Source organism: uncultured Coprobacter sp. (genome assembly GCF_947855755.1).
GTDB lineage: Bacteria > Bacteroidota > Bacteroidia > Bacteroidales > Coprobacteraceae > Coprobacter.
The window spans coordinates 48,481-74,132 of the sequence record NZ_CANUAR010000003.1 but is presented as its reverse complement, the minus strand read 5'-3'; the positions used below and the strand labels follow the sequence as shown (position 1 = coordinate 74,132).

The following is a 25,652-nucleotide window of genomic DNA, read 5'->3' as shown; positions in this document are numbered from 1 at the left end:
TTTTATATTTATATCTCCCGAATATCAAGATTCCGGACAGAGGCTCTTTTTTCCGTCTCTACCCAAAGCGACCAGATAAAGTCCGACAAATGTCAATGCCCCGTTTATCATCAACATCTCGTATCCCAGTTTATAATCATACAGTTCTTTAAACAAAAAATCGAGACCGAAGCAAAGAGCCGGAGACAACAAAGCGATATAAGGTATCCATTTATCTCGAGGTTTTCCATGCATAAAAAGTCCATAGGAAAAAAGCCCGAGCAACGGACCGTAAGTATAACCCGCTATCGTATATATAGCATCTATAATGCTTTTATCATTCACAGCCCTGATCACACAAATAATAACGACAAAAAGCAACGAAATAAACACATGAGACCGTTTCCGCCACAACACAGCTTTTGATGCCGGATATTTTCCAACTTCGAGAATATCGACACAAAACGAAGTTGTGAGAGCAGTCAATGCCGAATCGGCACTGGAAAACGCTGCGGCAATAATTCCTATACAAAAAAATAAAAGTACCGGAAAACCTAAATATTGCGTAGCAAAAAGCGGAAGCATTTCATCACTCAGCACAGGTATATCTATTTGCTGCTGACCGGCAAACGTAATCAGCAGGATTCCTAAGACAAGAAATAAAAGATTTACCGGAAGAAAAGCGACTCCGTAAAAGTACATATTTTTCTGAGAAGCCTTTAACGTGCGAATAGAGAGATTTTTCTGCATCATATCTTGATCGAGCCCTGTCATAACTACCGTTATGAATATGCCGCTGAAAAATTGTTTAAAAAAATTCTGTTTTGTCTGCCAATCATCAAAAACAAATATTCGATCCATACCACTGTTTCTGACAGTATTTATCACACCGGAAAAATCGAGTTGCATCTTATCGGTCAACTGCCAAATTATCAATACTAAAGCACCCAACAAGAAAGCCGTTTGCAAAGCATCTGTCCAAACGATCGTCTTTATTCCGCTTCTATGCGAATAGAGCCAAATAAGCGCAACGATTACTACCGACGTAACGACAAACGGTACATCCCATACATCAAACACAAAACGTTGCAAAATAAGTACGACAATATAAAGGCGCGCTGCCGCACCTACGACCTTAGAAAGTAAGAAAAACGATGCTCCGGTTTTATATGCATTTCGACCGAAACGCTTTTCAAGATATGTATAAATAGACGTAAGATTAAGCTTATAATAGAGAGGCAATAAAATCCATGCGATAACCAAATATCCTACTGTAAATCCTAAAACGGTTTGCAAATAAGTCATGTCGATACTCAACGGCATACCGGGAACAGAAACAAATGTCACTCCGGAAATAGAAGTACCGATCATTCCGAATGCAACCAAAAACCATGGAGACTGTTTCCCTCCTAAAAAAAACGTGTCATTATCGCTTCTACGCCCGGTCAAATACGAAATAAGCATCAAGAAAGCAAAATAGACAGCAATAATAAGTAAAATAACCGTACCGCTCATCTTTCTCGTAATAAAGTACGAACTTGCCTGAAAATATAATTCCCAAATATCCGGTCAGAATCTTCGTTTCTTATACCCAACCGAAAACGACTCTCAAAAAACGGCTATGTAAAATTGAGACAGGCTCTTAATTTTGTCTGAAATAATAAGTAATCGTCCCTCTCTCGGTAACCGCTCCCGGTTTTCTTTCAAAAACAGCTTTCCGCGCAGCTGCTTCGGCCCTTGCCCGTAACGTAAGATTGGCATACGCCGTCCCACGACTACCGCTTGGCGTAGCCGCAGCCTGAGTTACTTTTCCCTGAGCATTGACATATATCGAAACAACAATCGTTCCCTCATCGTTACTGGCGTCATATTGAGGAATAGGCAATTCCCCACTTAAACCTCGACCGCCCAAATCATAATCTCCATAACCGGGAGAGCCGTGTTTAGCACCGGTAGTACTATTTCCATTCGGACTTCCTTCTGCTCCAGAACCCTTATTCGACGTTCCTCGATTAGATTCTGCATTACCTTTACTGAACGCATTGGCAACCTGATTTTTAATCCGGTTATCCACTTCGGGCTTCGGTTGTGTTTTTTTATCGGGTTTAGACTGTTGCTTCTCCTCTTTCTTTTTATCCGGAACAGCTACACTCTCCTCTATATCCTGCGTAATAGTCTCTTCGACCGCTTCATCCGGTATCTCGGCTTCCATCGCATCAGCAACGTCCTGTCCGCTCATTTCGGGCTGAAAAGTCCCGCTTGCCTCATCGATTGTTCCCAACTGAACCAAAACTCCGCTTGCCTCATCCGGTATCTCAGGACGGGGAAAAGTAAAATAAAACAACATAAGAAATAACAGGAGATGAAATAACACCGTCCCCACTATGCCACATAACTTGTTTTTCGTCTTGTCTTTCACAGGTTACAAATTTCGGGCTACTCCTTTACTGGTCGTGTAGCCAATACCATTCTCAATTTATTCTCTCCGGCAATATTCAACACCTTTACCACCTCTCTGTAAGGAACACTTTCATCGGCATAAAGAGCGACATACATATCCGGTTCTTTACTCAATGCGCTCAGCAAATAGGGAGCTATTTCTTCCAATTGTACAGGATGTTCCGCTTCATTACCGAAAGAAACATAATAATTGAGCTGTGCATCGATTGTCACCCTTGCCAAAGGCTTTGCGGCTGTCTGCTCTTTACTTTGCGGCAACAACACTTTTATCGCATTCGGAAATACAAAAGTTGAAGTTACCATGAAAAAGATCAGTAACAGAAAAATCACATCGGTCATAGAAGCCATGCTGAATGAGGCTTCTATTCTATTTCTTCGTTTCAGAGCCATACTTTTACCTCCAACTTAATCTGCGGGTTCATTCAGCAGATCCATAAATTCCATAGTTTTGGCTTCAAGCTGATTGACCACTCCATCTACACGGGCTACCAAATAATTATAAGCAAACAGAGCTATAATCCCCACGACCAAACCGGCGACAGTAGTAACCAACGCCTCATAAATCCCCCCGGACAGAGTAGTTATATCGGCACTCGTTCCGGCAGATGCCATATTGTAAAAAGCTCTTACCATACCGGTCACCGTACCGAGAAATCCGAGCATCGGCGCTCCTGCCGCAGCCGTAGCCAACCAAGGAAATCCTTTCTCCAGCTTCGCAACTTCCAGATTACCGACATTTTCTATCGCTACCAGCACATCATTCATAGGCCGTCCCAATCGGGTAATTCCTTTTTCAATCAAACGTGCATAGGGAGTATCGGTCTTTTTACAAAGATTTAAAGCCGCATCTACATCTCCTTCATGGATATAGTCTTTGATGCGATCCATAAACGTACGGTCTTCTCGTGCCGCTTTACGGATAACCACAGCCCGTTCTATAAAGATATAAATTGCCAGAATGGACAATATCAGGAGCGGAATCATAATAATACCACCTTTCAGCGACAAATCCCACATATTCAACTCAGCAACAGGAGCTGCAGTCGTCCCGGCAGAAACCGGCATTACCATATTAGCATCAGCTAAAAGAGAAAGCAATAAATTCATATAATTTTATTTTTCGGTTATCGATGTTATTTAAGACAATCTTTATATTGGCGAATAGTCTCCTGCAATCCCAAATAAAGGGCGTCAGTGATAAGAGCATGCCCGATAGAAACCTCATCCAAAACAGGAATCTGTTCATGAAAATATCGTAAGTTCTCAAGATTCAAATCATGTCCGGCATTGATTCCTAAACCTAATTTATGAGCTAATGCCGCAGCTTTAATAAAAGGAGCGACCGCTTTTTCCCGATCCGAAGTATAAGCCGAAGCATACGGCTCGGTATATAACTCGATTCTATCCGTCCCGGTTTTGGCAGCAAACTCTATCAATTCAGGATCGGTATCTACAAAAATCGATGTTCGAATACCGACTTGATTAAAACGGTCTATTATCTCACTTAAAAAATCAAAATACGTACGTGTATCCCAACCGGCATTGGAAGTGATTGCATCCGGAGCATCGGGAACTAACGTTACCTGATTCGGCTTGACTTGCAACACCAAATTTATAAAAGGATCGGACGGATAACCCTCTATATTAAATTCAGTTCTTAACTGAGGCCTGAGCTCATACACATCAGAATAGCGGATATGCCGTTCATCCGGACGCGGATGTACCGTAATTCCGTCAGCGCCAAAAGCTTCACAGTCCAGCGCGACTTTTAAGACATTAGGCATATTGCCACCTCTGGCATTACGCAATGTGGCAATCTTATTTACATTTACACTTAATTTGGTCATTTTTCCAAAATTAATTCTACTTATGATAAAAAGAACTTTTTTCGACCCGGTAAAACTGAAAATTATCTCCGAAGCCAAAAATTTTATGTACGTTTGCAAAAGAACTTTGTGCTGATGCAAAATTAATAGGTTTTACAGAAATCTAAAGAAAAACGCCAGCAAAAGATCAAAAAGCTCATAAAAAATGTAAATAACGATGAGAATAGCCATTTTCGGAAATTTATATCAAGCAGAAAAAAGCATACAGGCAAAGCATCTTTTCAACGCATTAAGTAAATATAATGCGGAAATTCTTATTTGTGAAGAGTTCTACCGCTTTCTGCATACTGTAATGAAAATAGAACCTCAATACAGCGAACTGATTACGGACAATAATTTTTCGGCAGATATGGCTCTCAGCCTCGGCGGAGACGGAACATTCCTTAAAACTGCCGAACGGATCGGGAACAAACATATCCCGATACTGGGAATCAACACCGGACGGCTCGGATTTCTTGCCGATGTAGCCGAAAATGAAATAGATGAAGCTGTGGCGGAACTGTTTAACGGAGATTACAGAATCGAAGAGCGTTCTCTGTTACAACTAAAGGCAGATGCTCTTCCTGTAAAGTTTTGGCCTTTTGCCCTGAATGAAGCTGCCATTCTGAAGAGGGACAGTTCTTCAATGATCACCATCCGTACATACCTGAACGATGTATTTCTGAACACTTATCAGGCCGACGGATTGATTGTTTCGACTCCTACCGGATCGACCGGATATTCATTGAGTGTAGGCGGCCCTATACTCGTTCCGCAAGCTCCGAACTTCGTAATAGCACCCGTTGCCCCTCACAGTTTGAATGTCCGACCTCTGGTATTCAACGATCAAGATACGATTCGTATGCAAATCGAAAGCCGAAGTAACAACTTTTTGGTAAGTCTGGACGGACGTTCCGCCATGATGAGTACAAATCATGAATTAATTATTTGCAAAGCCCCCTTTACTACTTCTATCGTAAAACGGAATAACCATGTTTTCATCGATACTTTACGAGACAAACTCATGTGGGGAGCAGATAAACGATACAACATATAAATTGATCTATTTTTAATATTTTCATAGGAATATCGGTTTTATTTTCTTATTTTTGCAATCGAATATTAAAAATATAAGATATGCTTAGAACCGATTTACCACAATTCGACATATCTGAAAATATTATTATAGGAACAGATATCACCGAAGAAATCTTGGCATTTTATAAACAACCGTTCCGATTAAAAGCCGGAATCTTCGTGTTATGTTTAGAAGGGGAGATACACGTTTCCATAAAAATGACCGACTATTATGTAAAAAAGAATGATTTCGTCTCTATTTTACCGGGAAACATCCTTCAGTTTCTTGAACAACGAGGAAAAGTCAGGTTGTGTTTCATCGCTTTCTCATCGGAGTTTCTGAGCCAAACCAATATGGTAAAATTTTCAGCAGACTTCTTGCCTCAAGTCATTGAAAATCCTGTAATATCCCTAAAACAAGAAAGCGCCGACCTTCTTGCAGAATATTTTTCTTTACTGGTAAAAACTCAGGAACAGATTACAGAAATATTCAATACGGAAATTACCAAAAGTATCTTACAATCAATGCTTCAAGGTATCGGTTACATGTATCAGAAACATACATGGAATCCGCCTGCACTTACCCGAAAAGAAGAAATTCGTAAACAGTTTGTCGGACTTGTCATGCAACACTATACACGGGAACGTTCTATTTCATTTTATGCCGAACAACTCAATATTACTCCGCAGCACTTGTGCACGACCATAAAGCAAATCACAGGATTTACTGCCTCCGACATTATTGCTCGAATGGTAATCCTCGATGCTAAAGCTCAACTAAAATCGACTGAATTGACAATACAGGAAATTTCCTATTCTCTAAACTTTCCAAATGTATCGTTTTTTGGAAAATATTTTAAACGCCATGTCGGAATGAGTCCCCAAGCTTATCGCAACAGCCAATAAAATATATCCCAAAAACAGAAAGGTATCAAAATTAAAAGCCTGTTTAAATTTTGTCCGGGTCTGGTTTGAGAATTTCTTTCGAGGATGTTTTTTCTGCTTTTATAAGGAAGATAGCGGGCTCTCCGACGAGTGTAAAAACGGGAAAACAGTCCTTAAAAATATCCGGACAAAATTTAAACAGGCTCTAAAACAGGCCCTTTGAACAATTACGAAACAGAACTTCCTCCCCAATTGTCATTTCCGTCCTGATGTCCTCTCCAAACTATCTATTTATACTTATATCCCCTGATACTGATTCAACACATTTTGTATCTCCGGAAATGAAGTAAACCACATCACTATACCGGCAACAAAAGCTATACTCCACAATACGAGCAACAAAATCGTCGCCCAACGGGATTGAGGAGGGAAATTAAATACACGTCCTAAGACCAGCCTCAATATGGCATATACCGGAATGACCAGCAATACCAGCAAAACGGCAGTCAATATCCACGGATAATGGACAGCGGAGAGCATCTGCATAAAAAACGGATCTATGCCTTGTGTGACGATACCGATCGTGCCTCCGGTCGCTGCCAACAACGCAAATAATAAAAAGGCCAGAAGAATCAATAAAATAAAACCAAGACACCCTCCGAAAATTACAAACACAATCTTCAATACTGTCTTAATCACCGAAAGGACATAATCACCGAAAGTTTTCTTCTCCGATTCCAATTCCTCTTTAGCTATCGTTTCGGAAACGAATCGTTTGATATTATCGATCGTCGCCGCCTCCCCTCTCATCTCCAATTTCTGCGCGGCAGTTTTAGCCTCCGGAATACAAATCCACAAAACTAAATAAATCAGAAGTGCATATCCGGTAAGAAAAGTAAACAATATGAACAAAACACGGATAAGCGCCGTGCTGGTACCAAGATAATATCCCAATCCTGAAGCTACACCGCCAAGAAAAGCATCGTCTTTATCCCTAAACAGACGCCGTCGGTTTCTCTCGGGAATTTTTTCCTGAGGTGTCGTTTCATCATCCGCTTTTTCAGTGTCCCGATTTTCAACTTCTTTTTCCCCGATCTCCTTATCATCAGCTTCAAGATTCAGCGTATCGGAAGCAAAATCTTCGGGATGTCCCATAATAGAAACGATTTCATCTACTTCCCTCATTGTAATTATCTGCATCCCGAAACGCATTCTTTCTTTAAACAATTCGGCAATACGAGCCTCGATATCACTTAATATTTCATTCGCACCCTCTTCATTCCTGAAATAATCATTCAGACTCTCCAAATAATCCTGCAACTGAACATAAGCGTCCTCATCAATATGATATACCGTATTATTCAGATTTACCGTCAGTGTCTTTTTCATATCTATATGTATTTATCATTATAAAACTATATTTCCCGAATATGTTCAACGGTGCGGTTCAATTCTGTCCAAGCTCCCTCCAACTCATTCAGGAACGTTCTCCCGGTTTCTGTCAAACGATAATATTTTCGAGGAGGGCCTTGAGGTGATTCCTCCCATTCATAATCAAGCAGACCGGCATTTTTCAAGCGTGTCAACAGCGGATAAAGCGTCCCTTCGACCACAATAAGCCGAGATTCTTTCAAAGATTGTATAATGTCCGATACATACGCCCGCTTTTTACTAAGAATCAAGAGCGTACAATACTCAAGAATCCCTTTGCGCATCTGAGATTTTATATTTTCCGTATTCATACGTTACTCCTTTTCATCACAAATATAGCATAAATAAAAATACCTTGTATTACAAGGTACTGATTTTAACCTTATATAGACGTTAAAAACATTTATATATAAAATTTCCGATATATATAAATATTATTAACACCAAACAGATCAGAACAAAACACGATAAAGAAAACTACCTATGCAAATTTAGCTCACCTAAAGTCTGTTTAAATTTTGTTCAGGTCAAGTTTAATACCTTCTTCTAATTTTTTTGTTCTTACGAGGGAAATAGTAGACCATCCGATGAATGAAAACGAAAAAACAAAGTAGAAAGAAACACAAAAATAACCGAATAAAATCTCTTTGTCGGAAAATTTATATAGACTCTAACATTTATAGTCGTACAATATCTTACAAAAACAATATATTTGCCACATGAAAAAATATCAATACGAAGACCACGAATTCGGTACAATAATTCTGTATCTTCACCCGACAGCCCGGCATCTTATTTTCAAAATACGGGATAATTCACTACAGATAACCGTCCCGGAAGGCATTACCTATGCGCAAATAATACAATCCATAAATAAAAACAGAGAAAACATCCGAAAAATATACGCGCGCAAGAACGACAAAATATTACGTCCGGGAACTTTGCTCGAATCCCGGAATTTTTCTATCGCCATACAAACACATAACAAAAACAAATACCTGTTCAAGCTACACAACAATATTCTGTTTATATTTTGTCCCGACACGACAGAGTTCGAATCTTCCGAGACACAGAAAATCATATCTGCCGGAATCAAACGTTTTATCAAGCGAGAAGCCGAAAAATACCTGCCGGAACGCCTCGATTTATTAGCCAAACAATTAAACCTGACTTACAACAGCGTATCGGTTTCCCACGGACGAAAACGGCTCGGCAGATGCGATATGCGACGCAACATACTCCTGTCCTATCATCTCATGTTCCTGCCCGATCGCCTGATCGACTACGTGATTTTTCACGAATTAGCACATTTATCTGAAATGAATCACGGAGAACGTTTTCATCAACTATGTAACCGATATTGCCAAGGCAAAGAGAAAATTTTAGAAAAAGAACTCAAGTCTTTCCCGTTTCCTATTGAATAGGATTTTATATTAATACATATAAATATATATTAAAATAATAAAATAATTTTACATTATGACAGGAAAATGTCTTCAAACTATTTGTTGACGTACCTATATTTTGTATATTTGCAACGCAAAAGGGAGAAGAAGGAGGGGGCATATTGCCCCCTCGTTTTGTTCTAATCTAAAGCTGCCAAAAACAACCTATTAGACATTATCTTCTTTTTCCAAACTAAAAAAATTTGAATGATAGAAAAAGATTTTGTAAAGGAACTTGTAGAAAAAGGACTGTCGGGAACAGACTGCTTTATGGTAGATGTTCAGGTAAAGCCGGGCAACAGTATCATCGTTGAAATAGATAACGAAGACGGCATAGATATAGAACAATGCTCGACCTTGCACAGATTTATAGAAGAACACCTCGACCGAGATATAGAAGACTATGAGCTTGAAGTAGGATCGGCAGGAATTACTTCCCCGTTCAAAGTTCTGAAACAGTATAAAAAAAATATAGGCAATGAAGTCGAAGTCCTCACCAAATCGGGATTAAAGCTCAACGGAGTCCTAAAGGAAGCAGACGAAGATAAATTTATTGTCACAATAACAAAAAAAGTAAAGACAGAAACCAGTAAACGAAAAGTAGAGGTATCGGAAGATCTCGCTTTCGGTTATGATGAAATAAAGTACACAAAATATTTAATCAGATTTAAATAAATATGGCCAAAAAAGAGGAAGCAATCAGCATGGTTGACACGTTCTCGGAATTTAAAGAACTGAAGAACATTGACAGAACGACAATGATCAGCGTGTTGGAAGAATCGTTCCGCAACGTATTAGCGAAAATGTTCGGTACGGACGAAAACTTCGATGTTATTGTAAATCCCGACAAAGGGGACTTTGAAATATGGAGAAACCGCGAAGTAGTCGAAGACGGACAAGTCAGCGATCCCAATCTGCAAATCTCTTTATCCGAGGCCAAAAAAATCGATAACGACTACGAAGTAGGTGAAGAAGTTACCGACGAAGTAATTTTCGAAAAATTCGGACGCCGGGCTATTTTAAACCTGCGTCAAACATTGGCATCAAAAATTTTGGAGTTGCAAAAAGATGCTATTTATAATAAATATAAAGACAGAATCGGGCAAATCGTCAGCGCAGAAGTTTACCAGATATGGAAAAAGGAAATGCTTCTTATCGATGATGAAGGGAATGAACTTCTTCTTCCGAAAACAGAACAAATTCCGTCGGATTTTTATCGCAAAGGAGAAACTGCAAGAGCGGTAGTCGCCCGTGTCGATAACAAAAACAACAACCCGAAAATTATCATATCCCGAACTTCGGAAGAATTTCTGAAACGATTGTTCGAACTGGAAGTTCCGGAAATACATGATGGTCTGATTACTATTCGCAAAGTAGCGCGTATTCCGGGAGAACGTGCTAAAATTGCGGTAGAATCTTATGATGACCGCATCGACCCGGTAGGCGCTTGCGTCGGGGTTAAAGGTGCTCGTATTCACGGTATCGTCAGAGAATTGCGAAATGAAAATATCGACGTAATCAACTATACCGCAAATACATCTCTGTTTATCCAAAGGTCTTTAAGTCCGGCAAAAATTTCTTCAATACGTCTGAACGAAGAAGAAAAAAAAGCCGAAGTATTCTTAAAACCTGAAGAAGTTTCTCTCGCCATCGGTAAAGGGGGACTCAACATCAAATTAGCATGTATGCTGACCGGATACACGATTGACGTATATCGCGACATCGATGAAACAGAGGAAGAAGACATTTATCTCGATGAATTTAAAGACGAAATCGACGGTTGGGTAATAGAAGCTTTAAAAGCAATCGGATGTGCTACGGCCAAAAGCGTATTGGCAATGTCTCGCGAAGAATTGATCGAAAAAGCCGATCTCGAAGAAAATACTGTTGATGAAATAATTAATATATTAAAAGCAGAATTTGAAGAAGAATAGAAAGGAAATCCGCCATACTGCGAAGTAAGACGGATTTGCCTGTTTCCCAGTCTGGACAAATCTCCCGGAATCCGACTAAAATATTCTTCTTTCATTTTGTATAACGTTAAAAAACGATTATGACGATAAGGTTAAATAAAGTAGCAAGAGATTTAAATGTAGGAATTCAGACAGCTGTCGATTTCCTGCAAAAGAAAGGATTTTCTATTGAGTCAAATCCCAATACGAAAATCAGTGACGAACAGTATGCCCTGTTGGTAAAAGAATTCAGTACGGATAAAGATCTGAAAATCGAATCGGAACGTATCAGCCAGGAGCGTCATAATAAAGATAAAAACAAAGCAACCGTCGCTCTCGAAGGCTATGAAGAACCCGCATCGGACAATGAATCGGGAAAAACGGAAATAGCTACAACAATAGACGAAGAACTAAAACCGAGAATCAAACAAGTCGGAAAGATAGATTTAGATAATTTATATCGTCCGGTAGCTCCTAAAAAAGAAGAACCGGAAGAGACCGTAACGGACAAAGAGGAAAAAACAGTTACCGAAGAACCCTTACAAGATCATAACGAGATTGAAAAGGAAATTCAGGAAGAAGAAAAAGTTTCTATAAAAGAGCCTGAAATCGCAGAAGAACCTAAACCTGAAAATATCGAAGAAGAAGATATTGTTTTAGAAAACGACGATATTAACGAAAATTCCGAAGAAGAAGAAGAGGACGATGAACCCATCCATATGAACGAAGAAACAAAAGAAGACGAAATATTTACGCTAAACCGGCCTAAACTGACTACGAATATCAATGTAGTCGGGAAAATAGATCTTTCAGCGTTGAATCAGCAAACTCGTCCGAAGAAAAAAACAAAAGAAGAGAAAAGGAAAGAGCGCGAAGCTAAAGACAAACAACGTAATGATCTGAAAAAACCAATCGTTGCAGAGACAAAAACTACCGAATCTCAAGAAACGGATATGGAACGCAAAAAACGCAAACGTATCCGCAAAGAAAAAATCGATATCGAAAAGAATGCGCCGACAACGAATCCGCAATCCCGAAATAATAACGGGAATCAAAAAGGTCCTAAACTGAAATTGAAAAAACCGGTAAAAACCGAAATCAGTGAAGAGGATGTACAAAAACAGATTAAGGAAACATTAGCCAGACTGACAACCAAAGGACAGAAAAAGAGCGCGAAATGGCGTAAAGAGAAACGAGAAGCTTTTGCCAATAAAGCTCAAGAACTGGAAGAACAGGAGATGGAAGAAAGCCGTATCCTGAAACTGACCGAGTTCGTTACCGCCAACGATCTGGCTGTCATGATGAACGTACCGGTAAATAACGTTATCGCTACTTGTATGAGCATCGGTATCATGGTGTCTATCAATCAACGCCTCGATGCAGAAACGATCAATATCGTAGCAGAAGAATTCGGATTCAAAACAGAATATGTCAGTGCAGAGGTAGTAGAAGCAATCAATGTAGAAGAGGATAAAGAAGAAGACTTGACCCATCGTCCACCGATCGTTACGGTTATGGGACATGTCGATCACGGAAAAACTTCGTTACTCGACTATATCCGTAACGCGAATGTTATTGCGGGTGAAGCCGGAGGTATCACCCAGCATATCGGAGCTTATAACGTAAAATTGAACGATGGCAGAAGAATCACATTCTTGGATACACCCGGTCACGAAGCTTTTACCGCAATGCGTGCCCGAGGAGCTAAAGTTACGGACATCGCAATCATCATCGTTGCTGCAGACGACAACGTGATGCCGCAAACCGTCGAAGCAATCAACCATGCCTCGGCTGCCGGCGTACCTATCGTATTTGCCATCAACAAAGTAGATAAACCCAATGCCAACCCCGATAAAATTAAAGAAGAGCTGGCCAACATGAATTACCTTGTCGAAGAATGGGGCGGAAAATATCAGTCTCAAGATATTTCGGCAAAAAAGGGTACAGGCGTGCACGAACTGCTCGAAAAAGTTCTACTCGAAGCTGAATTGCTTGACTTAAAAGCCAATCCCGACCGTAGAGCTACCGGTTCGGTAATCGAATCAACTCTGGATAAAGGACGAGGGTATGTAGCTACCGTATTGGTAGAAAACGGAACTCTTCACACCGGAGATATTGTCCTTGCAGGAACACATCACGGACGTGTCAAGGCCATGTTCAACGAACGAAATGCACGGATCAATGAAGCAGGCCCATCTGCCCCGGCATTGATCTTAGGCTTGAACGGCGCTCCGCAAGCAGGAGACATTTTCCACGTAATGGAAAGCGAGCAAGAAGCCCGTGAGATTGCAAACAAACGGGAACAATTACAGCGAGAACTCGGATTGAGGACACACAAGCTACTGACTCTCGATGATATAGGAAGACGTATTGCCATCGGCAATTTCCAAGAACTGAATGTAATTGTAAAAGGAGACGTAGATGGTTCGGTAGAAGCCTTGAGCGATTCTCTGATCAAATTATCGACCGAAGAAATTCAGGTAAACGTATTGCATAAAGCCGTGGGACAAATTTCCGAATCGGATATTACCTTGGCTGCCGCATCGAATGCCATTATCATAGGATTCCAAGTACGTCCGTCTATGGCAGCCCGCCGTCTTGCAGAAAAAGAAGGTGTGGATATTCGACTCTACTCTATCATTTACGATGCGATAGAAGAAGTAAAATCTGCTATGGAAGGAATGCTTTCTCCGGAAATCAAGGAAGAAATCACGGCAACTGTCGAAGTACGAGAAACTTTCAAGATCACAAAAGTGGGAACTGTCGCCGGATGTATGGTTAAAGAAGGTAAAATCAAACGCACCAACAAGATTCGCCTTATCCGTGACGGTATAGTTATTTACTCCGGAGATCTCGGTTCGCTGAAGCGATTCAAAGAAGATGTAAAAGAGGTAGCTACCGGATATGAGTGCGGTCTTAACATCGCTAACTACAACGACATCAAGATAGGCGACTTGATCGAAGCGTATGAAGAGGTCGAAGTAAAAAAGACCCTGTAATAACACTGCACAGGCATTACCGAAACAATCGGGTTACCTATTTGCAGCAAGAATATAAACACGGATGTAAAAGAAGTAACCCGATAAGCCGGAACTTTTTTGACATCTGTGTTTTTCTATTCGGGGATAAATGATTTGAGGGAGTATGAGAATCGAGATTATAGATATAGTCATTGCCGTACTCATTTTGTACAGTATTTTCCGAGGCTATCATTTAGGACTTATTCGTCAGATCGGAGCTTTGGGTGGCATACTGTTGGCTATTTTAGGCGCTAATCTGTTTTCTCCTTTCATGGGATTGCTATTGAATAAAACAGAATTGTTTCCCGAATACGTCAATCATAAAATCGCATATTTGGTGACTTTCCTGATTATTCTCTTTTCTTGCAAATTTATCACCCGACTAATGCAACGCTTCGCCAGGATGTTACATCTCGGACTTCCGGACAAATGGGCCGGCGTACTTTTCTGCGGATTTAAATATATTCTTGTCATCAGTGTAGTCCTGAATATTTATGATTTATTACACAAGGAGTTAGACCCGAAAGATACAAAAACACAAGAAAATTCATATTTTTATTCCGAAATTATAAAAGTCGCACCTTTTATTCTCGATTTATCTAAACAAGCATTTCGTAGCGAGAATAAAAACAAAGAAACTGACAAACCAAAACAAATAAGTGTGTGTTTATTAAAAAGATATTCTTACGACATCCCCATTCTATCCTATCCGAACGATAATGGGCTAAATGTAAAATACATATATGAAACAAGAAGATCCTAATCAAATATTAAACGACGTTACTTCCAACGATTATAAATACGGATTTGTAACCGATATAGAAACAGAAGTGATTCCTACCGGATTATGCGAAAATGTAATCCGGCTTATCTCCCAAAAAAAAGGAGAACCCGAATGGCTTCTCGAATTCAGACTAAAGGCTTATGAACACTGGAAAACATTGAAGATGCCGCATTGGGCACATTTAGATATTCCTTCTATCGACTACCAGGCAATCAGCTATTATGCCGCACCTAAGAAAAAAGAAGGACCGAAAAGTCTTGATGAAGTAGATCCCGAGTTACTGAAGACATTCAACAAATTAGGAATCTCTTTGGAAGAACAGATGAAACTTTCCGGAATTGCCGTCGATGCCGTCATGGACAGCGTTTCGGTAAAAACGACATTCCGGGAAAAACTCGCCGAACTGGGCGTAATTTTCTGTTCGTTCAGCGAGGCGGTTAAGGATTATCCCGACTTAGTAAAAAAATATCTGGGTTCGGTGGTATCTTATCGTGACAATTTTTTTGCAGCGCTCAACTCCGCCGTATTCAGCGACGGTTCGTTCGTATATATTCCCAAAGGGGTACGCTGCCCGATGGAGTTATCAACCTATTTCCGTATCAACGCAGCCAATACAGGACAATTCGAACGCACTTTAATCGTAGCCGACGACGACAGTTATGTAAGCTATCTCGAAGGGTGCACCGCTCCGATGCGTGACGAAAACCAACTGCATGCGGCAATAGTGGAGATAATCGCCCACGACCGTGCAGAAGTAAAATACTCTACCGTTCAAAACTGGTATCCCGGTGATAAGAATGGAAAAGGCGGTATCTACAATTTTGTAACGAAACGGGGTATCTGTAAAGGTGATCACTCGAAAATCTCATGGACACAGGTAGAAACAGGTTCTGCCATTACATGGAAATATCCGAGCTGCATACTTGCCGGAGACAATTCGATCGGAGAATTTTATTCGGTTGCCGTGACCAACAACCACCAACAGGCTGATACGGGAACGAAAATGATTCATTTGGGAAAGAATACAAGAAGCACGATTGTTTCTAAAGGTATCTCTGCAGGATACAGCCAAAACAGCTATCGGGGACTGGTCAAAGTCTCCCCTCGTGCCGACAACGCCCGGAATTATACACAATGCGACAGTTTATTGCTGAGTTCTCATTGCGGGGCACATACATTTCCGTATATGGATATAAAGAACAATACCGCAGTCGTAGAGCATGAAGCTACTACATCCAAGATCAGCGAAGATCAGATCTTTTATTGCAACCAAAGAGGTATTCCGACAGAAGATGCCGTAGGTCTGATTGTAAACGGTTATGCAAAAGAAGTGATGAACAAGCTCCCGATGGAATTTGCTGTCGAAGCCCAGAAACTTTTGCAAATTTCCTTAGAAGGCTCGGTAGGATAATTGAATACTTTTAATTTGAACATAAAAAAGATGACATACGATGTTAGATATTAAAGATTTACATGCCAGTATCAACGGCAAAGAGATATTAAAGGGAATCAACCTGACGGTAAAACCCGGAGAAGTTCATGCTATTATGGGTCCCAACGGATCGGGAAAAAGTACATTATCTTCGGTTCTGGCAGGAAATCCGGCCTTTGAAGTGACCGAAGGAAGTGTAAATTTTTATGGGAAAGACTTGCTCTCTCTCTCTCCTGAAGACCGTTCGCACGAAGGCATTTTCTTGAGTTTCCAATATCCGGTAGAAATACCGGGCGTAAGCATGGTAAACTTCATGCGTGCCGCTGTGAACGAACAACGCAAGTATAAGGGTTTAGAACCTCTATCCGCAACAGATTTTTTGCGTATGATGCGTGAAAAACGCGAGATCGTAGAATTGGATAACAAATTGGCGAGTCGATCGGTTAATGAAGGGTTTTCCGGCGGAGAAAAAAAGAAAAACGAAATTTTTCAAATGGCTATGCTTCAGCCTCGTTTGTCGATTTTGGACGAAACAGACAGCGGACTGGATATAGATGCCTTGCGTATCGTTGCAGAAGGCGTGAATAAATTGAAATCAGATCAAAATGCGACGATCGTAATTACTCACTATCAAAGATTGCTCGATTATATCGCTCCGGATTTTGTTCATGTGCTTTATAAAGGGCGTATCGTAAAATCGGGAGGTCCGGAACTGGCCTTAGAGTTAGAAGAAAAAGGATATGATTGGATCAAGAAAGAAGTCGATAAATAGATCCGATCTGTTTCTTTTTAATCAGTCGTTTTATTATCATTGTACATCATGAATATAGAAAAACAATATATAGAATTGTACGACCAGTACCATTCGCTCATCGACAGTCATGCTTCTCCCATTCTTAACGCATTGCGGGAAAAAGCGATGTTCGATTTCCGGGAAACAGGATTTCCCTCCCCAAACGATGAAGAGTATAAGCACACGAATATTCTGGATTTGTTCGCCCCTGATTACGGATTGAATCTGAACCGTTTAGAGATACCGGTAAACCCTTACGAAGTATTCCGATGCGATGTCCCTAATCTCAGTACATTGCTTTACTTTGTAGTCAATGACAGTTTTTATACAAAAGAAAATCCTAAAGTAAAACTTCCTGAAGGGGTTCTTATCGGAAGTCTTAACGAAATGGCTCGTTCTCATCCCGATCTGGTACAGCGTTACTACGGGAAGCAGGCATGTACCCAAAACGATGGAATCGTCGCATTAAATACGGCATTCGTGCAAGACGGATTTTTTCTTTATGTCCCTAAAGGCGTTATCATAGAAAAACCGATACAACTGATCAATATACTACGGGGAGATGCAGATTTTATGGTAAACCGCCGATTGCTGATCGTTCTGGAAGAGGGAGCACAAGCCCGTTTGCTGGTTTGTGACCATACGATGGATAAAAAGAAATTTTTGTCATCGCAAGTAACTGAGATTTATGCGGGTAAAAATGCGGTATTCGACTATTATGATATAGAAGAATCATCACTAAACACTAACCGGATAACCTCTACTTTTGTAGATCAAGCTGAAAAATCGAACGTACTTATTAACGGCATTACCCTTCATAACGGCACAACTCGCAACAATTACCGGATGACATTTTCCGGAGAACATGCTGAAGCTCATTTGTGCGGGATGGCGATAGCAGATAAAAAACAATCGGTAGATAACCATACGTTCATCGATCATGCCGTTCCTTACTGTACGAGTAACGAGCTATTTAAATATGTACTGAACGATTCGTCGACAGGTTCTTTCAGCGGACGTATTCTCGTACGAGAAGGTGCTCAGAAAACTTCGGCTTATCAAACCAATCGAAATCTTTGTGCTACAAAAGAAGCCCACATGTACACGAAACCTCAACTCGAAATATACGCGGATGATGTAAAATGCAGTCACGGGGCAACTGTAGGACAATTAGATGAAAATGCTTTATTCTATCTCCGGTCACGGGGAATACCCGAAGCTGAAGCACGAATGCTGCTGATGTTCGCTTTTACCAACGATGTAATCGAGAACGTCAGGATGGATGCTTTGAAAGATCGGCTACGCCAATTAGTAGAAAAAAGATTTCGTGGAGAACTCGACAAATGTGCAGGATGTAATATCTGTCAATAAAATAAAGGAGACTATACAACTATGTTAGATATTCAAAAGATACGAAATGATTTTCCCATACTCGAACAAAAAGTATATGGAAAACCATTGGTTTATTTTGACAATGCTGCAACCTCTCAAACTCCCGAATGTGTCGTCAATACGATCAGAGACGGATATGACCGTATCAATGCAAACGTGCATCGAGGTGTGCATTTTTTAAGCCAGGAAGCTACCGAAGGTCACGAGAATGCACGAAAAAGAGTGCAACAATATTTGCATGCAGCACACGATTATGAAATTATTTTTACTCGTGGAACTACCGAATCCATAAATCTGGTCGCAAGTTCGTTCGGAGATGCTTTTCTGAAAGACGGAGATGAAATAATATTGTCGGAAATGGAACATCATGCCAATATTGTTCCGTGGCAATTGCTTCAAAACCGGAAAAAGATTACATTGAGAGTCGTGCCTATCGATGAAAACGGAGAACTGAAGATGGATGTTTTCCGCTCATTATTCAATGAAAAGACAAAACTCGTATCACTCTCACATATCTCTAATGTTTTGGGGACTGTGAATCCCATAAAAGAAATAATTTCAATATCGCATTCGCACGGTGTACCTGTTTTGCTGGATGGAGCTCAAGCTGCTCCTCATACTCGCATAGACGTGCAAGATATGGATGTCGATTTTTATGTTTTATCGGCACACAAGATGTACGGTCCTACCGGAATAGGAGTATTATACGGTAAAGAAAAATGGCTGAACGCCATGCCTCCTTATCAGGGAGGGGGCGAAATGATCTCTCATGTATCTTTCGAAAAAACCACATTCAATGAGCTTCCTTATAAATTTGAGGCCGGGACACCCGACTATATCGGAACAATGGCTTTTGCGACAGCTCTTGATTATATCGAAAGTATCGGGATAGAGAATATCGCAGCACATGAACAAGACCTGCTTCGCTACACAACCGGACAATTGATGCAGATAGACGGTATGAGGATTTTCGGAACTGCACATGAAAAGAGTGCTGTTATCTCTTTTCTTGTAAAAAACATTCATCATTATGATATGGGGATGTTACTTGACAAACTCGGTTTTGCTACCCGGACAGGACATCATTGCGCCCAACCGTTGATGCAGGCTTTAGGTGTGGAAGGTGTACTTCGCGCATCTTTTGCTGTTTATAATACTAAAGAAGAGGTCGACGCATTTGTTGCAGCCGTACATCGTGTTGCGAAAATGTTCTGATCCGATATATAAAAATTCAACAAGGATGTAGAAAATATCTACACCCTTGTTTTTTTACCAAGACCGAAATAGGGTATCAGATAACTTATTTTCAATAAAATGATAAATATACTGGCTTTTTTGCACGGATATTGTTATATACTCAGTTATTTGAATAATTTGAAAAACTATATATGAAAAAATTTGTAGAGTCAATCGCCAAAATGGAGTTTAATCGAAAAAAGGTTCTGATCATTATCATCGGGATTATCGTCATCGGAATCGTCTATTACTTCCTAAGCCGTCCCCCAAAAGCAGCGGCCTCTGAACCTACGGTAGTTATAGAGACCGTAACGACAGACGATGTCGAAATCTACGGAGAATATGTGGGACGCATTCGAGCACAACAGTTCGTCGAAGTTCGTGCACGAGTAGAAGGCTACCTTGAAAAAATGCTCTTCGAAGAAGGCACTTATGTTCCTAAAAATCAACTATTATTCATTATCAATCCCGACCAATACAAAGCAAAAGTCGATAAAGTAAAAGCTCAACTTACCAAAGATAAAGCCCAAGCACTGAAAGCCAAACGCGACTTAGAGCGCATACAACCCTTGTACGCTCAAAATGCTGCAAGCCGCTTAGACCTCGATAACGCGATTGCCGCATACGAAAGTGCGGCAGCTTCGGTAAATATGACCGAAGCCGATCTATCGCAAGCCGAAATGGAATTGGGATATACGGCAGTTCATTCTCCCCTTTCCGGACGAATAAGCGAGCGTCATGTCGATGTAGGAACATTAGTCGGTCCGGGAGGAAAATCTTTATTGGCGACCATTGTCAAAAGCGACACGGTATTAGTCGATTTCAGCATGACTGCTTTGGATTACTTACGCAGTAAAGAACGAAACGTCAATTTAGGACAACGGGACACCTCCCGCACGTGGCAGCCTTATATAACGATTACGCTTGCAGACAATTCGATATATCCGCAAAAAGGTCTGGTCGATTTTGCAGAACCGCAAGTAGATCCGCAAACCGGAACATTCTCCGTACGGGCAGAGATGCCTAATCCGGAACAGGTACTGCTACCGGGACAATTCACCAAAGTAAAACTATTGCTCGATGTCCGTGAAGATGCTATTGTAGTACCTAATAAGTCTGTAATCTTAGAAAAAGGAGGAGCTTATATTTTTGTTATGCGCAAAGACTCTACGGTAGAAAAACGGTTTATAGAGATAGGACCGGAAATCGGGAACAAAATGGTTGTAGAACGCGGTCTTGCCGCAGGTGAAAAAATCGTTACGGAAGGCTATCACAAATTGACTCCGGGCATGAAAGTCAAACCGGTTACCGAAGCCATCAAGCCTGAGACACCGGAAGAAAGGAGCGAATCATGAAAAGCGGATTTTTTATCGATCGGCCTGTTCTGTCGATCGTTCTATCCTTAGTTATCGTCATCATCGGGCTTATCGGACTTTTCTTGTTACCGGTAGATCAATATCCGCAAATTACTCCTCCAGTGGTAAAAATAAGCGCATCCTATCCGGGAGCAAGTGCAACGACCGTATCACAAGCGGTAGCTACACCCATCGAACAAGAACTGAACGGAACTCCGGGAATGCTTTATATGGAATCGAGCAGTTCCAACTCGGGAGGATTCTCCGCTACTGTAACTTTCGATGTTTCTACCGATGCCGATCTTGCTGCCGTAGAAATACAGAACAGAGTAAAACTTGCAGAATCGCGATTGCCGGCAGAAGTCATACAAAACGGCATATCCGTAGAAAAGCAAGCGGCCAGCCAATTGATGACTATATGTCTTACATCGAACGACCCGAAATTCGATGAAATATATCTAAGTAATTTCGCAACGATCAACGTACTCGATTTATTACGGAGAATCGAGGGTGTCGGCAGAGTATCGAATATCGGAAGCCGCTACTATGCCATGCAAATATGGGTACAGCCCGACCGTCTTGCAAACTTCGGATTAACGGTACAAGACCTGCAAACCGCACTGAAAGATCAGAACCGGGAATCGGCTGCCGGCGTCTTAGGCCAACAACCTGTAACCGGACTGGACATAACAATACCTATCACGACCCAGGGGAGATTATCATCCGTAGGACAATTCGAGGATATTGTAATCCGCGCTAATCCCGACGGCTCTCTCATTCGGTTGAAAGATGTCGCCAGAGTTTCCTTAGAAGCCTCTTCATACAATACCGAAAGCGGTATAAATGGCGAGAATGCCGCCGTATTAGGAATATACATGCTTCCCGGAGCAAATGCGATAGAGGTTGCGCAAGCGGTAAAAGACGCCATGAAAGAAATCAGCAAGAACTTTCCGGAGGGTATGAGTTACGAGATACCTTTCGATATGACGACTTATATTTCTCAATCGATTCATGAAGTTTATAAAACATTGTTCGAAGCATTGGGATTGGTTATTCTCGTCGTATTTTTATCATTACAGAACTGGCGTGCGACCCTTATCCCGGTAATTGCCGTGCCGATCTCATTAATCGGAACTTTCGGATTTATGCTGATATTCGGGTTTTCTCTAAACCTTCTGACCATGCTCGGTCTTATCCTCGCCATCGGTATCGTAGTAGATGACGCCATCGTCGTCGTAGAAAATGTCGAGCGGATCATGGAAGAAGAACATATTGGGGCATACGAGGCGACAAAAAAAGCGATGAACGGACTGACAAGTGCCTTGATCGCAACATCATTAGTGCTTTGCGCCGTATTTATTCCCGTAAGTTTTCTTAGCGGCATCACCGGACAACTTTACCGACAATTTACGGTAACCATCGTCGTTTCGGTACTCATATCGACAGTCGTAGCTTTGACATTAAGCCCGGCAATGTGCGCTCTGCTGTTAAAGCCGAGTAATAAGAAAAAGAGAAAACATATTCTATTCCGATATATAAACCACTGGTTGGTTACCGGAAACAGAAAATATTCCAATCTCATACAAAAGGCGATAATGAATCCGAGAAGGATATTATCCGGATTTGGAATCATGTTGGTCATCATGTTTGTTATTTCCCGTTTTATTCCGACCAGTTTTATGCCGCAAGAAGATCAAGGTTATTTTAAAGTAGAATTAGAACTTCCTGAAGGCGCAACTTTGGAACGAACTCGAAAGGTAACCGAAAGAGCTGTCTCCTATCTGCTCGAAAATCCATTCGTCGCATACGTGCAGAATGTCACCGGAAGCAGTCCCCGTGTAGGAAGTAACCAATCGCGAAGCGAGCTTACGGTAATCCTTAAACCGTGGGAAGAGAGAGAAGGGGTAGGAGTAGAACAAATTATGGAAACCGTACGAGAAGAACTTTCTCAGTATCCCGAATCCAAAGTATTTCTAAGCACTCCTCCCGTCATACCGGGACTCGGATCTTCCGGTGGTTTTGAAATGCAACTTGAAGCACGAGGAGACGCAACATTCCAGAATCTCGTACAAGCTGCAGATACGTTGATGCATTACGCATTGCAACGGAAAGAGCTGACCGGATTGTCTTCTTCTCTACAATCAGAAATTCCGCAACTTTACTTCGACGTAGATCGGGACAAAGCCCGCATACTGGGAGTACCGCTAACCGATATTTTCTCTACGATGAAAGCTTATACGGGTTCGGTATATGTAAACGATTTCAACATGTTCAACCGTATTTATAAAGTATATATTCAGGCTGAAGCTCCTTATCGAGCTCATAAAGACAACATCAATTTATTTTTCGTACGCGGAAGTAACGGAGCTATGGTTCCTCTCACTGCACTAGGAACGACTGACTACACGACCGGTCCGGGAAGTATTAAGCGGTTCAATATGTTCAATACGGCCATTATACGAGGAGCGGCAGCACAAGGATATAGTTCGGGACAAGCGATGGAAATTATGGAAGAAATAGCACAACAACATCTGCCTGCCAACATCGGAATCGAATGGAGCGGACTCTCATTTCAAGAGAAAAAAGCAGACGGAAAAACAGGTATTATAATGACTCTTGTTTTCTTGTTCGTATTCTTGTTTTTGGCAGCACAATATGAAAGCTGGTTAGTCCCTATTTCGGTACTGTTATCTCTTCCCGTAGCAGCTTTCGGCGCTTATTTAGGAATATGGGTCTGCGGAATGGAAAACGACATCTATTTCCAAATAGGACTTGTCATGTTGATCGGGTTAGCCGCTAAAAATGCAATTCTGGTAGTCGAATTTGCAAAAGTTCAGGTTGACAACGGTGCAGACATCATATATGCTGCCATTCACGCGGCACGCCAACGGTTTCGCCCCATCGTCATGACCTCTTTCGCTTTTATTTTAGGCATGCTCCCGATGGTATTGGCTAGCGGACCGGGTTCAGCAAGCCGACAATCTATCGGAACTGGAGTCTTTTTCGGAATGATATTCTCCATCACATTCGGGATTATCCTTGTCCCGTTTTTCTTTACTTTAATATATAAACTCAAAGCATCAATTAAAGAAAAATGGTTATGAAAATGATATCCAAAATATATATAGTGTTCATGATTCTGATAATGACAGGTCTTTATTCCTGTAAAATCGGTAAAAAATACAGCCGTCCGGAACTACATCTACCCGAAAGAATTACGGAACAGCATTCCGATTCGTCAACTCTGGCCGATCAAGATTGGAAAACCATATATACCGACACATTATTGCAGTCTCTGATACAAAAGGCTCTCGACAATAACAAAGATATGTTGATTGCAGCGTCTCGTATAAAAGAATTGGCATATAGAAAAAGAATAGCTACCGGAGATTTATTCCCTACCATAAACGGGGCTATACATCCCGAACGAGAACATACGAATGACGGAGGAAATAATCCCGTCAACGATGATTCGTTCGAGGGAAAGCTTTCTCTATCATGGGAAGTCGATCTATGGGGAAATCTGCGATGGGCACGTGCTGAAAGTATTGCCGAATATCTCGCATCGGTAGAGGCAAGGCGAGCTTTACAAATGTCGATGATCGCACAAGTCGCACAATACTATTACGAACTGGTTGCATTGGACAACGAGCTGGACATCGTCCGCCAAACACTGGATACATGGGAAAAAGGTCTCGATCTCGCACGAATTCGTTTTGAAGGGGGATTGACTTCAGAAACATCTTTTCGTCAGGCTCAAGTGGAACTTGCCCGTACAGCGACATTAGTACCGGAACTGGAAAACAAGATTTCCCAAAAAGAAAACGACTTATCGCTGCTTGTCGGAGAATATGAAGCTGTTATTACTCGGGCAAAAATGAATCCCGATATCTATTTGCCCGAACAACTACCCGTAGGATTGCCCTCGACCCTTTTGGAGCGGCGTCCCGATCTGAGACAAGCCGAACAAGAATTGATCGCAGCACACGCTCAAGTAGGTGTCACATTCACGAATATGTTTCCTAAATTGACCCTTACAGCTACTTACGGCATAGAAAGCTCATCTCTAAATGACTTTTTACGTTCTCCTTACGGGTTCATCGGAGGGACACTACTTTCTCCCATTTTCGGTGCCGGGAAAAATATTGCAAGGCATAAAGCGCAGAAAGAAGTATTCAGACAGACTTGTTATCGATATGAAAAATCTGTCCTGACAGCCTTTCAAGAGACTAAAAACGCAATTGTAAACTTTAATAAAGTAAAAGAAGCCCGTATCCTGAAAAAAAATCTCTATGAGGCTTCCAAAGGATATGTAGAACTGGCCCGACTACAATATATTAACGGAGTCATCAACTATCTCGATGTATTAGACGCACAACGAGGATTTTTTTCTGCACAAACAGGTCTCAGTAATGCCATAAGAGATGAACAAATCGCCGTAGTTTATCTTTACAAAGCATTAGGAGGAGGATGGGACAATTTATCTCCATTCGATAAAAAAGAGACTAAGCAATAATTTATCGAACAAAATCTACCGGAAGAGAAA

Annotated in this window: 21 protein-coding genes; 14 read left to right on the top strand and 7 right to left on the bottom strand. The window is 41.1% G+C overall.

All coding sequences use genetic code 11. The annotated features are described in order from the left end of the window. Positions 1 to 24: 24 nt before the first annotated feature. From Q0093_RS03030 to Q0093_RS03010, 5 genes are all read right to left on the bottom strand, one after another. Entirely contained in the window at positions 25 to 1,494 is a 1,470-nt protein-coding gene (locus Q0093_RS03030) for a sodium:solute symporter (RefSeq protein WP_297928395.1), read from the bottom strand. A 127-nt stretch (positions 1,495 to 1,621) separates the two neighbouring features. Beyond that, positions 1,622 to 2,398, bottom strand: a complete 777-nt coding sequence (locus Q0093_RS03025) for a hypothetical protein (protein WP_297928394.1) — start codon at positions 2,396 to 2,398, stop codon at positions 1,622 to 1,624. A gap of 17 nt (positions 2,399 to 2,415) precedes the next feature. Further along, positions 2,416 to 2,829 carry a biopolymer transporter ExbD gene (locus Q0093_RS03020; protein WP_294176782.1) on the bottom strand — a complete coding sequence of 138 codons (414 nt, stop codon included), beginning with the start codon at positions 2,827 to 2,829 and terminating at the stop codon, positions 2,416 to 2,418. Between the two features lie 15 nt (positions 2,830 to 2,844). Continuing rightward, on the bottom strand, positions 2,845 to 3,510 hold the full coding sequence (locus Q0093_RS03015; RefSeq protein WP_294176783.1) for a MotA/TolQ/ExbB proton channel family protein: 666 nt from the start codon (positions 3,508 to 3,510) through the stop codon (positions 2,845 to 2,847). A 62-nt stretch (positions 3,511 to 3,572) separates the two neighbouring features. Next, complete coding sequence (locus tag Q0093_RS03010; protein ID WP_297928393.1) at positions 3,573 to 4,286, bottom strand: pyridoxine 5'-phosphate synthase; 714 nt, start codon at positions 4,284 to 4,286, stop codon at positions 3,573 to 3,575. Between the two features lie 196 nt (positions 4,287 to 4,482). Between Q0093_RS03010 and Q0093_RS03005 the strand changes: the two genes are divergently transcribed. Further along, complete coding sequence (locus Q0093_RS03005; RefSeq protein ID WP_294176724.1) at positions 4,483 to 5,361, top strand: NAD kinase; 879 nt, start codon at positions 4,483 to 4,485, stop codon at positions 5,359 to 5,361. A gap of 80 nt (positions 5,362 to 5,441) precedes the next feature. Further along, complete coding sequence (locus Q0093_RS03000; protein ID WP_294176725.1) at positions 5,442 to 6,287, top strand: AraC family transcriptional regulator; 846 nt, start codon at positions 5,442 to 5,444, stop codon at positions 6,285 to 6,287. Positions 6,288 to 6,563: 276 nt separating this feature from the next. On the opposite strand, the gene Q0093_RS02995 is transcribed toward Q0093_RS03000, so the two are convergent. Together Q0093_RS02995 and Q0093_RS02990 are read right to left on the bottom strand one after the other, a co-directional pair. Continuing rightward, the gene (locus Q0093_RS02995) at positions 6,564 to 7,655 is read right to left on the bottom strand and encodes a PspC domain-containing protein (RefSeq protein WP_297928392.1); all 1,092 of its coding nucleotides are present in this window, start codon (positions 7,653 to 7,655) and stop codon (positions 6,564 to 6,566) included. Positions 7,656 to 7,681: 26 nt separating this feature from the next. Next, positions 7,682 to 8,008, bottom strand: coding sequence for a PadR family transcriptional regulator (locus Q0093_RS02990; protein ID WP_294176729.1), 327 nt, complete (start codon positions 8,006 to 8,008; stop codon positions 7,682 to 7,684). Positions 8,009 to 8,416: 408 nt separating this feature from the next. Between Q0093_RS02990 and Q0093_RS02985 the strand changes: the two genes are divergently transcribed. The 12 genes from Q0093_RS02985 to Q0093_RS02930 all read left to right on the top strand — a co-directional run bounded on the left by Q0093_RS02985 (position 8,417) and on the right by Q0093_RS02930 (position 25,622). After that, a complete protein-coding gene (locus Q0093_RS02985; protein WP_294176738.1) occupies positions 8,417 to 9,121 on the top strand; it encodes a YgjP-like metallopeptidase domain-containing protein in 705 nt (234 codons plus the stop codon). Positions 9,122 to 9,349: 228 nt separating this feature from the next. Next, positions 9,350 to 9,817 (top strand): ribosome assembly cofactor RimP, encoded by a 468-nt coding sequence (gene rimP / locus Q0093_RS02980; protein WP_294176740.1) that lies wholly within the window; start codon positions 9,350 to 9,352, stop codon positions 9,815 to 9,817. Between the two features lie 2 nt (positions 9,818 to 9,819). Continuing rightward, complete coding sequence (gene nusA / locus Q0093_RS02975; RefSeq protein ID WP_022391095.1) at positions 9,820 to 11,076, top strand: transcription termination factor NusA; 1,257 nt, start codon at positions 9,820 to 9,822, stop codon at positions 11,074 to 11,076. Positions 11,077 to 11,195: 119 nt separating this feature from the next. Then, complete coding sequence (infB, locus tag Q0093_RS02970) at positions 11,196 to 14,093, top strand: translation initiation factor IF-2 (RefSeq protein WP_297928391.1); 2,898 nt, start codon at positions 11,196 to 11,198, stop codon at positions 14,091 to 14,093. Between the two features lie 145 nt (positions 14,094 to 14,238). Then, entirely contained in the window at positions 14,239 to 14,877 is a 639-nt protein-coding gene (locus Q0093_RS02965) for a CvpA family protein (protein ID WP_297928390.1), read from the top strand. Continuing rightward, entirely contained in the window at positions 14,858 to 16,309 is a 1,452-nt protein-coding gene (gene sufB / locus Q0093_RS02960) for a Fe-S cluster assembly protein SufB (RefSeq protein ID WP_297928389.1), read from the top strand. The genes Q0093_RS02965 and sufB overlap by 20 nt, the downstream gene beginning before the upstream one ends. A gap of 40 nt (positions 16,310 to 16,349) precedes the next feature. Continuing rightward, complete coding sequence (sufC, locus tag Q0093_RS02955) at positions 16,350 to 17,102, top strand: Fe-S cluster assembly ATPase SufC (protein ID WP_294176751.1); 753 nt, start codon at positions 16,350 to 16,352, stop codon at positions 17,100 to 17,102. 48 nt (positions 17,103 to 17,150) lie between these two features. Next, positions 17,151 to 18,494, top strand: a complete 1,344-nt coding sequence (sufD, locus tag Q0093_RS02950; RefSeq protein ID WP_297928388.1) for a Fe-S cluster assembly protein SufD — start codon at positions 17,151 to 17,153, stop codon at positions 18,492 to 18,494. Positions 18,495 to 18,515: 21 nt separating this feature from the next. Beyond that, positions 18,516 to 19,730 (top strand): aminotransferase class V-fold PLP-dependent enzyme, encoded by a 1,215-nt coding sequence (locus Q0093_RS02945; protein WP_297928387.1) that lies wholly within the window; start codon positions 18,516 to 18,518, stop codon positions 19,728 to 19,730. Positions 19,731 to 19,903: 173 nt separating this feature from the next. Further along, positions 19,904 to 21,106 carry an efflux RND transporter periplasmic adaptor subunit gene (locus tag Q0093_RS02940; protein WP_294176756.1) on the top strand — a complete coding sequence of 401 codons (1,203 nt, stop codon included), beginning with the start codon at positions 19,904 to 19,906 and terminating at the stop codon, positions 21,104 to 21,106. Then, positions 21,103 to 24,210, top strand: a complete 3,108-nt coding sequence (locus tag Q0093_RS02935) for an efflux RND transporter permease subunit (protein WP_297928386.1) — start codon at positions 21,103 to 21,105, stop codon at positions 24,208 to 24,210. The genes Q0093_RS02940 and Q0093_RS02935 overlap by 4 nt, the downstream gene beginning before the upstream one ends. Further along, the gene (locus Q0093_RS02930) at positions 24,207 to 25,622 is read left to right on the top strand and encodes an efflux transporter outer membrane subunit (RefSeq protein WP_297928385.1); all 1,416 of its coding nucleotides are present in this window, start codon (positions 24,207 to 24,209) and stop codon (positions 25,620 to 25,622) included. Before Q0093_RS02935 ends, Q0093_RS02930 begins: the two co-directional genes overlap by 4 nt. Positions 25,623 to 25,652: the final 30 nt, after the last annotated feature.

Coding starts and splice junctions, on each gene's coding strand:
- Q0093_RS03030 (WP_297928395.1), bottom strand. CDS start 1,494: ATGAGCGGTACGGTTATTTTACTTATTATTGCTGTCTATTTTGCTTTC.
- Q0093_RS03020 (WP_294176782.1), bottom strand. CDS start 2,829: ATGGCTCTGAAACGAAGAAATAGAATAGAAGCCTCATTCAGCATGGCT.
- Q0093_RS03015 (WP_294176783.1), bottom strand. CDS start 3,510: ATGGTAATGCCGGTTTCTGCCGGGACGACTGCAGCTCCTGTTGCTGAG.
- Q0093_RS03010 (WP_297928393.1), bottom strand. CDS start 4,286: ATGACCAAATTAAGTGTAAATGTAAATAAGATTGCCACATTGCGTAAT.
- Q0093_RS03005 (WP_294176724.1), top strand. CDS start 4,483: ATGAGAATAGCCATTTTCGGAAATTTATATCAAGCAGAAAAAAGCATA.
- Q0093_RS03000 (WP_294176725.1), top strand. CDS start 5,442: ATGCTTAGAACCGATTTACCACAATTCGACATATCTGAAAATATTATT.
- Q0093_RS02995 (WP_297928392.1), bottom strand. CDS start 7,655: ATGAAAAAGACACTGACGGTAAATCTGAATAATACGGTATATCATATT.
- Q0093_RS02990 (WP_294176729.1), bottom strand. CDS start 8,008: ATGAATACGGAAAATATAAAATCTCAGATGCGCAAAGGGATTCTTGAG.
- Q0093_RS02985 (WP_294176738.1), top strand. CDS start 8,417: ATGAAAAAATATCAATACGAAGACCACGAATTCGGTACAATAATTCTG.
- rimP (WP_294176740.1), top strand. CDS start 9,350: ATGATAGAAAAAGATTTTGTAAAGGAACTTGTAGAAAAAGGACTGTCG.
- nusA (WP_022391095.1), top strand. CDS start 9,820: ATGGCCAAAAAAGAGGAAGCAATCAGCATGGTTGACACGTTCTCGGAA.
- infB (WP_297928391.1), top strand. CDS start 11,196: ATGACGATAAGGTTAAATAAAGTAGCAAGAGATTTAAATGTAGGAATT.
- Q0093_RS02965 (WP_297928390.1), top strand. CDS start 14,239: ATGAGAATCGAGATTATAGATATAGTCATTGCCGTACTCATTTTGTAC.
- sufB (WP_297928389.1), top strand. CDS start 14,858: ATGAAACAAGAAGATCCTAATCAAATATTAAACGACGTTACTTCCAAC.
- sufC (WP_294176751.1), top strand. CDS start 16,350: ATGTTAGATATTAAAGATTTACATGCCAGTATCAACGGCAAAGAGATA.
- sufD (WP_297928388.1), top strand. CDS start 17,151: ATGAATATAGAAAAACAATATATAGAATTGTACGACCAGTACCATTCG.
- Q0093_RS02945 (WP_297928387.1), top strand. CDS start 18,516: ATGTTAGATATTCAAAAGATACGAAATGATTTTCCCATACTCGAACAA.
- Q0093_RS02940 (WP_294176756.1), top strand. CDS start 19,904: ATGAAAAAATTTGTAGAGTCAATCGCCAAAATGGAGTTTAATCGAAAA.
- Q0093_RS02935 (WP_297928386.1), top strand. CDS start 21,103: ATGAAAAGCGGATTTTTTATCGATCGGCCTGTTCTGTCGATCGTTCTA.
- Q0093_RS02930 (WP_297928385.1), top strand. CDS start 24,207: ATGAAAATGATATCCAAAATATATATAGTGTTCATGATTCTGATAATG.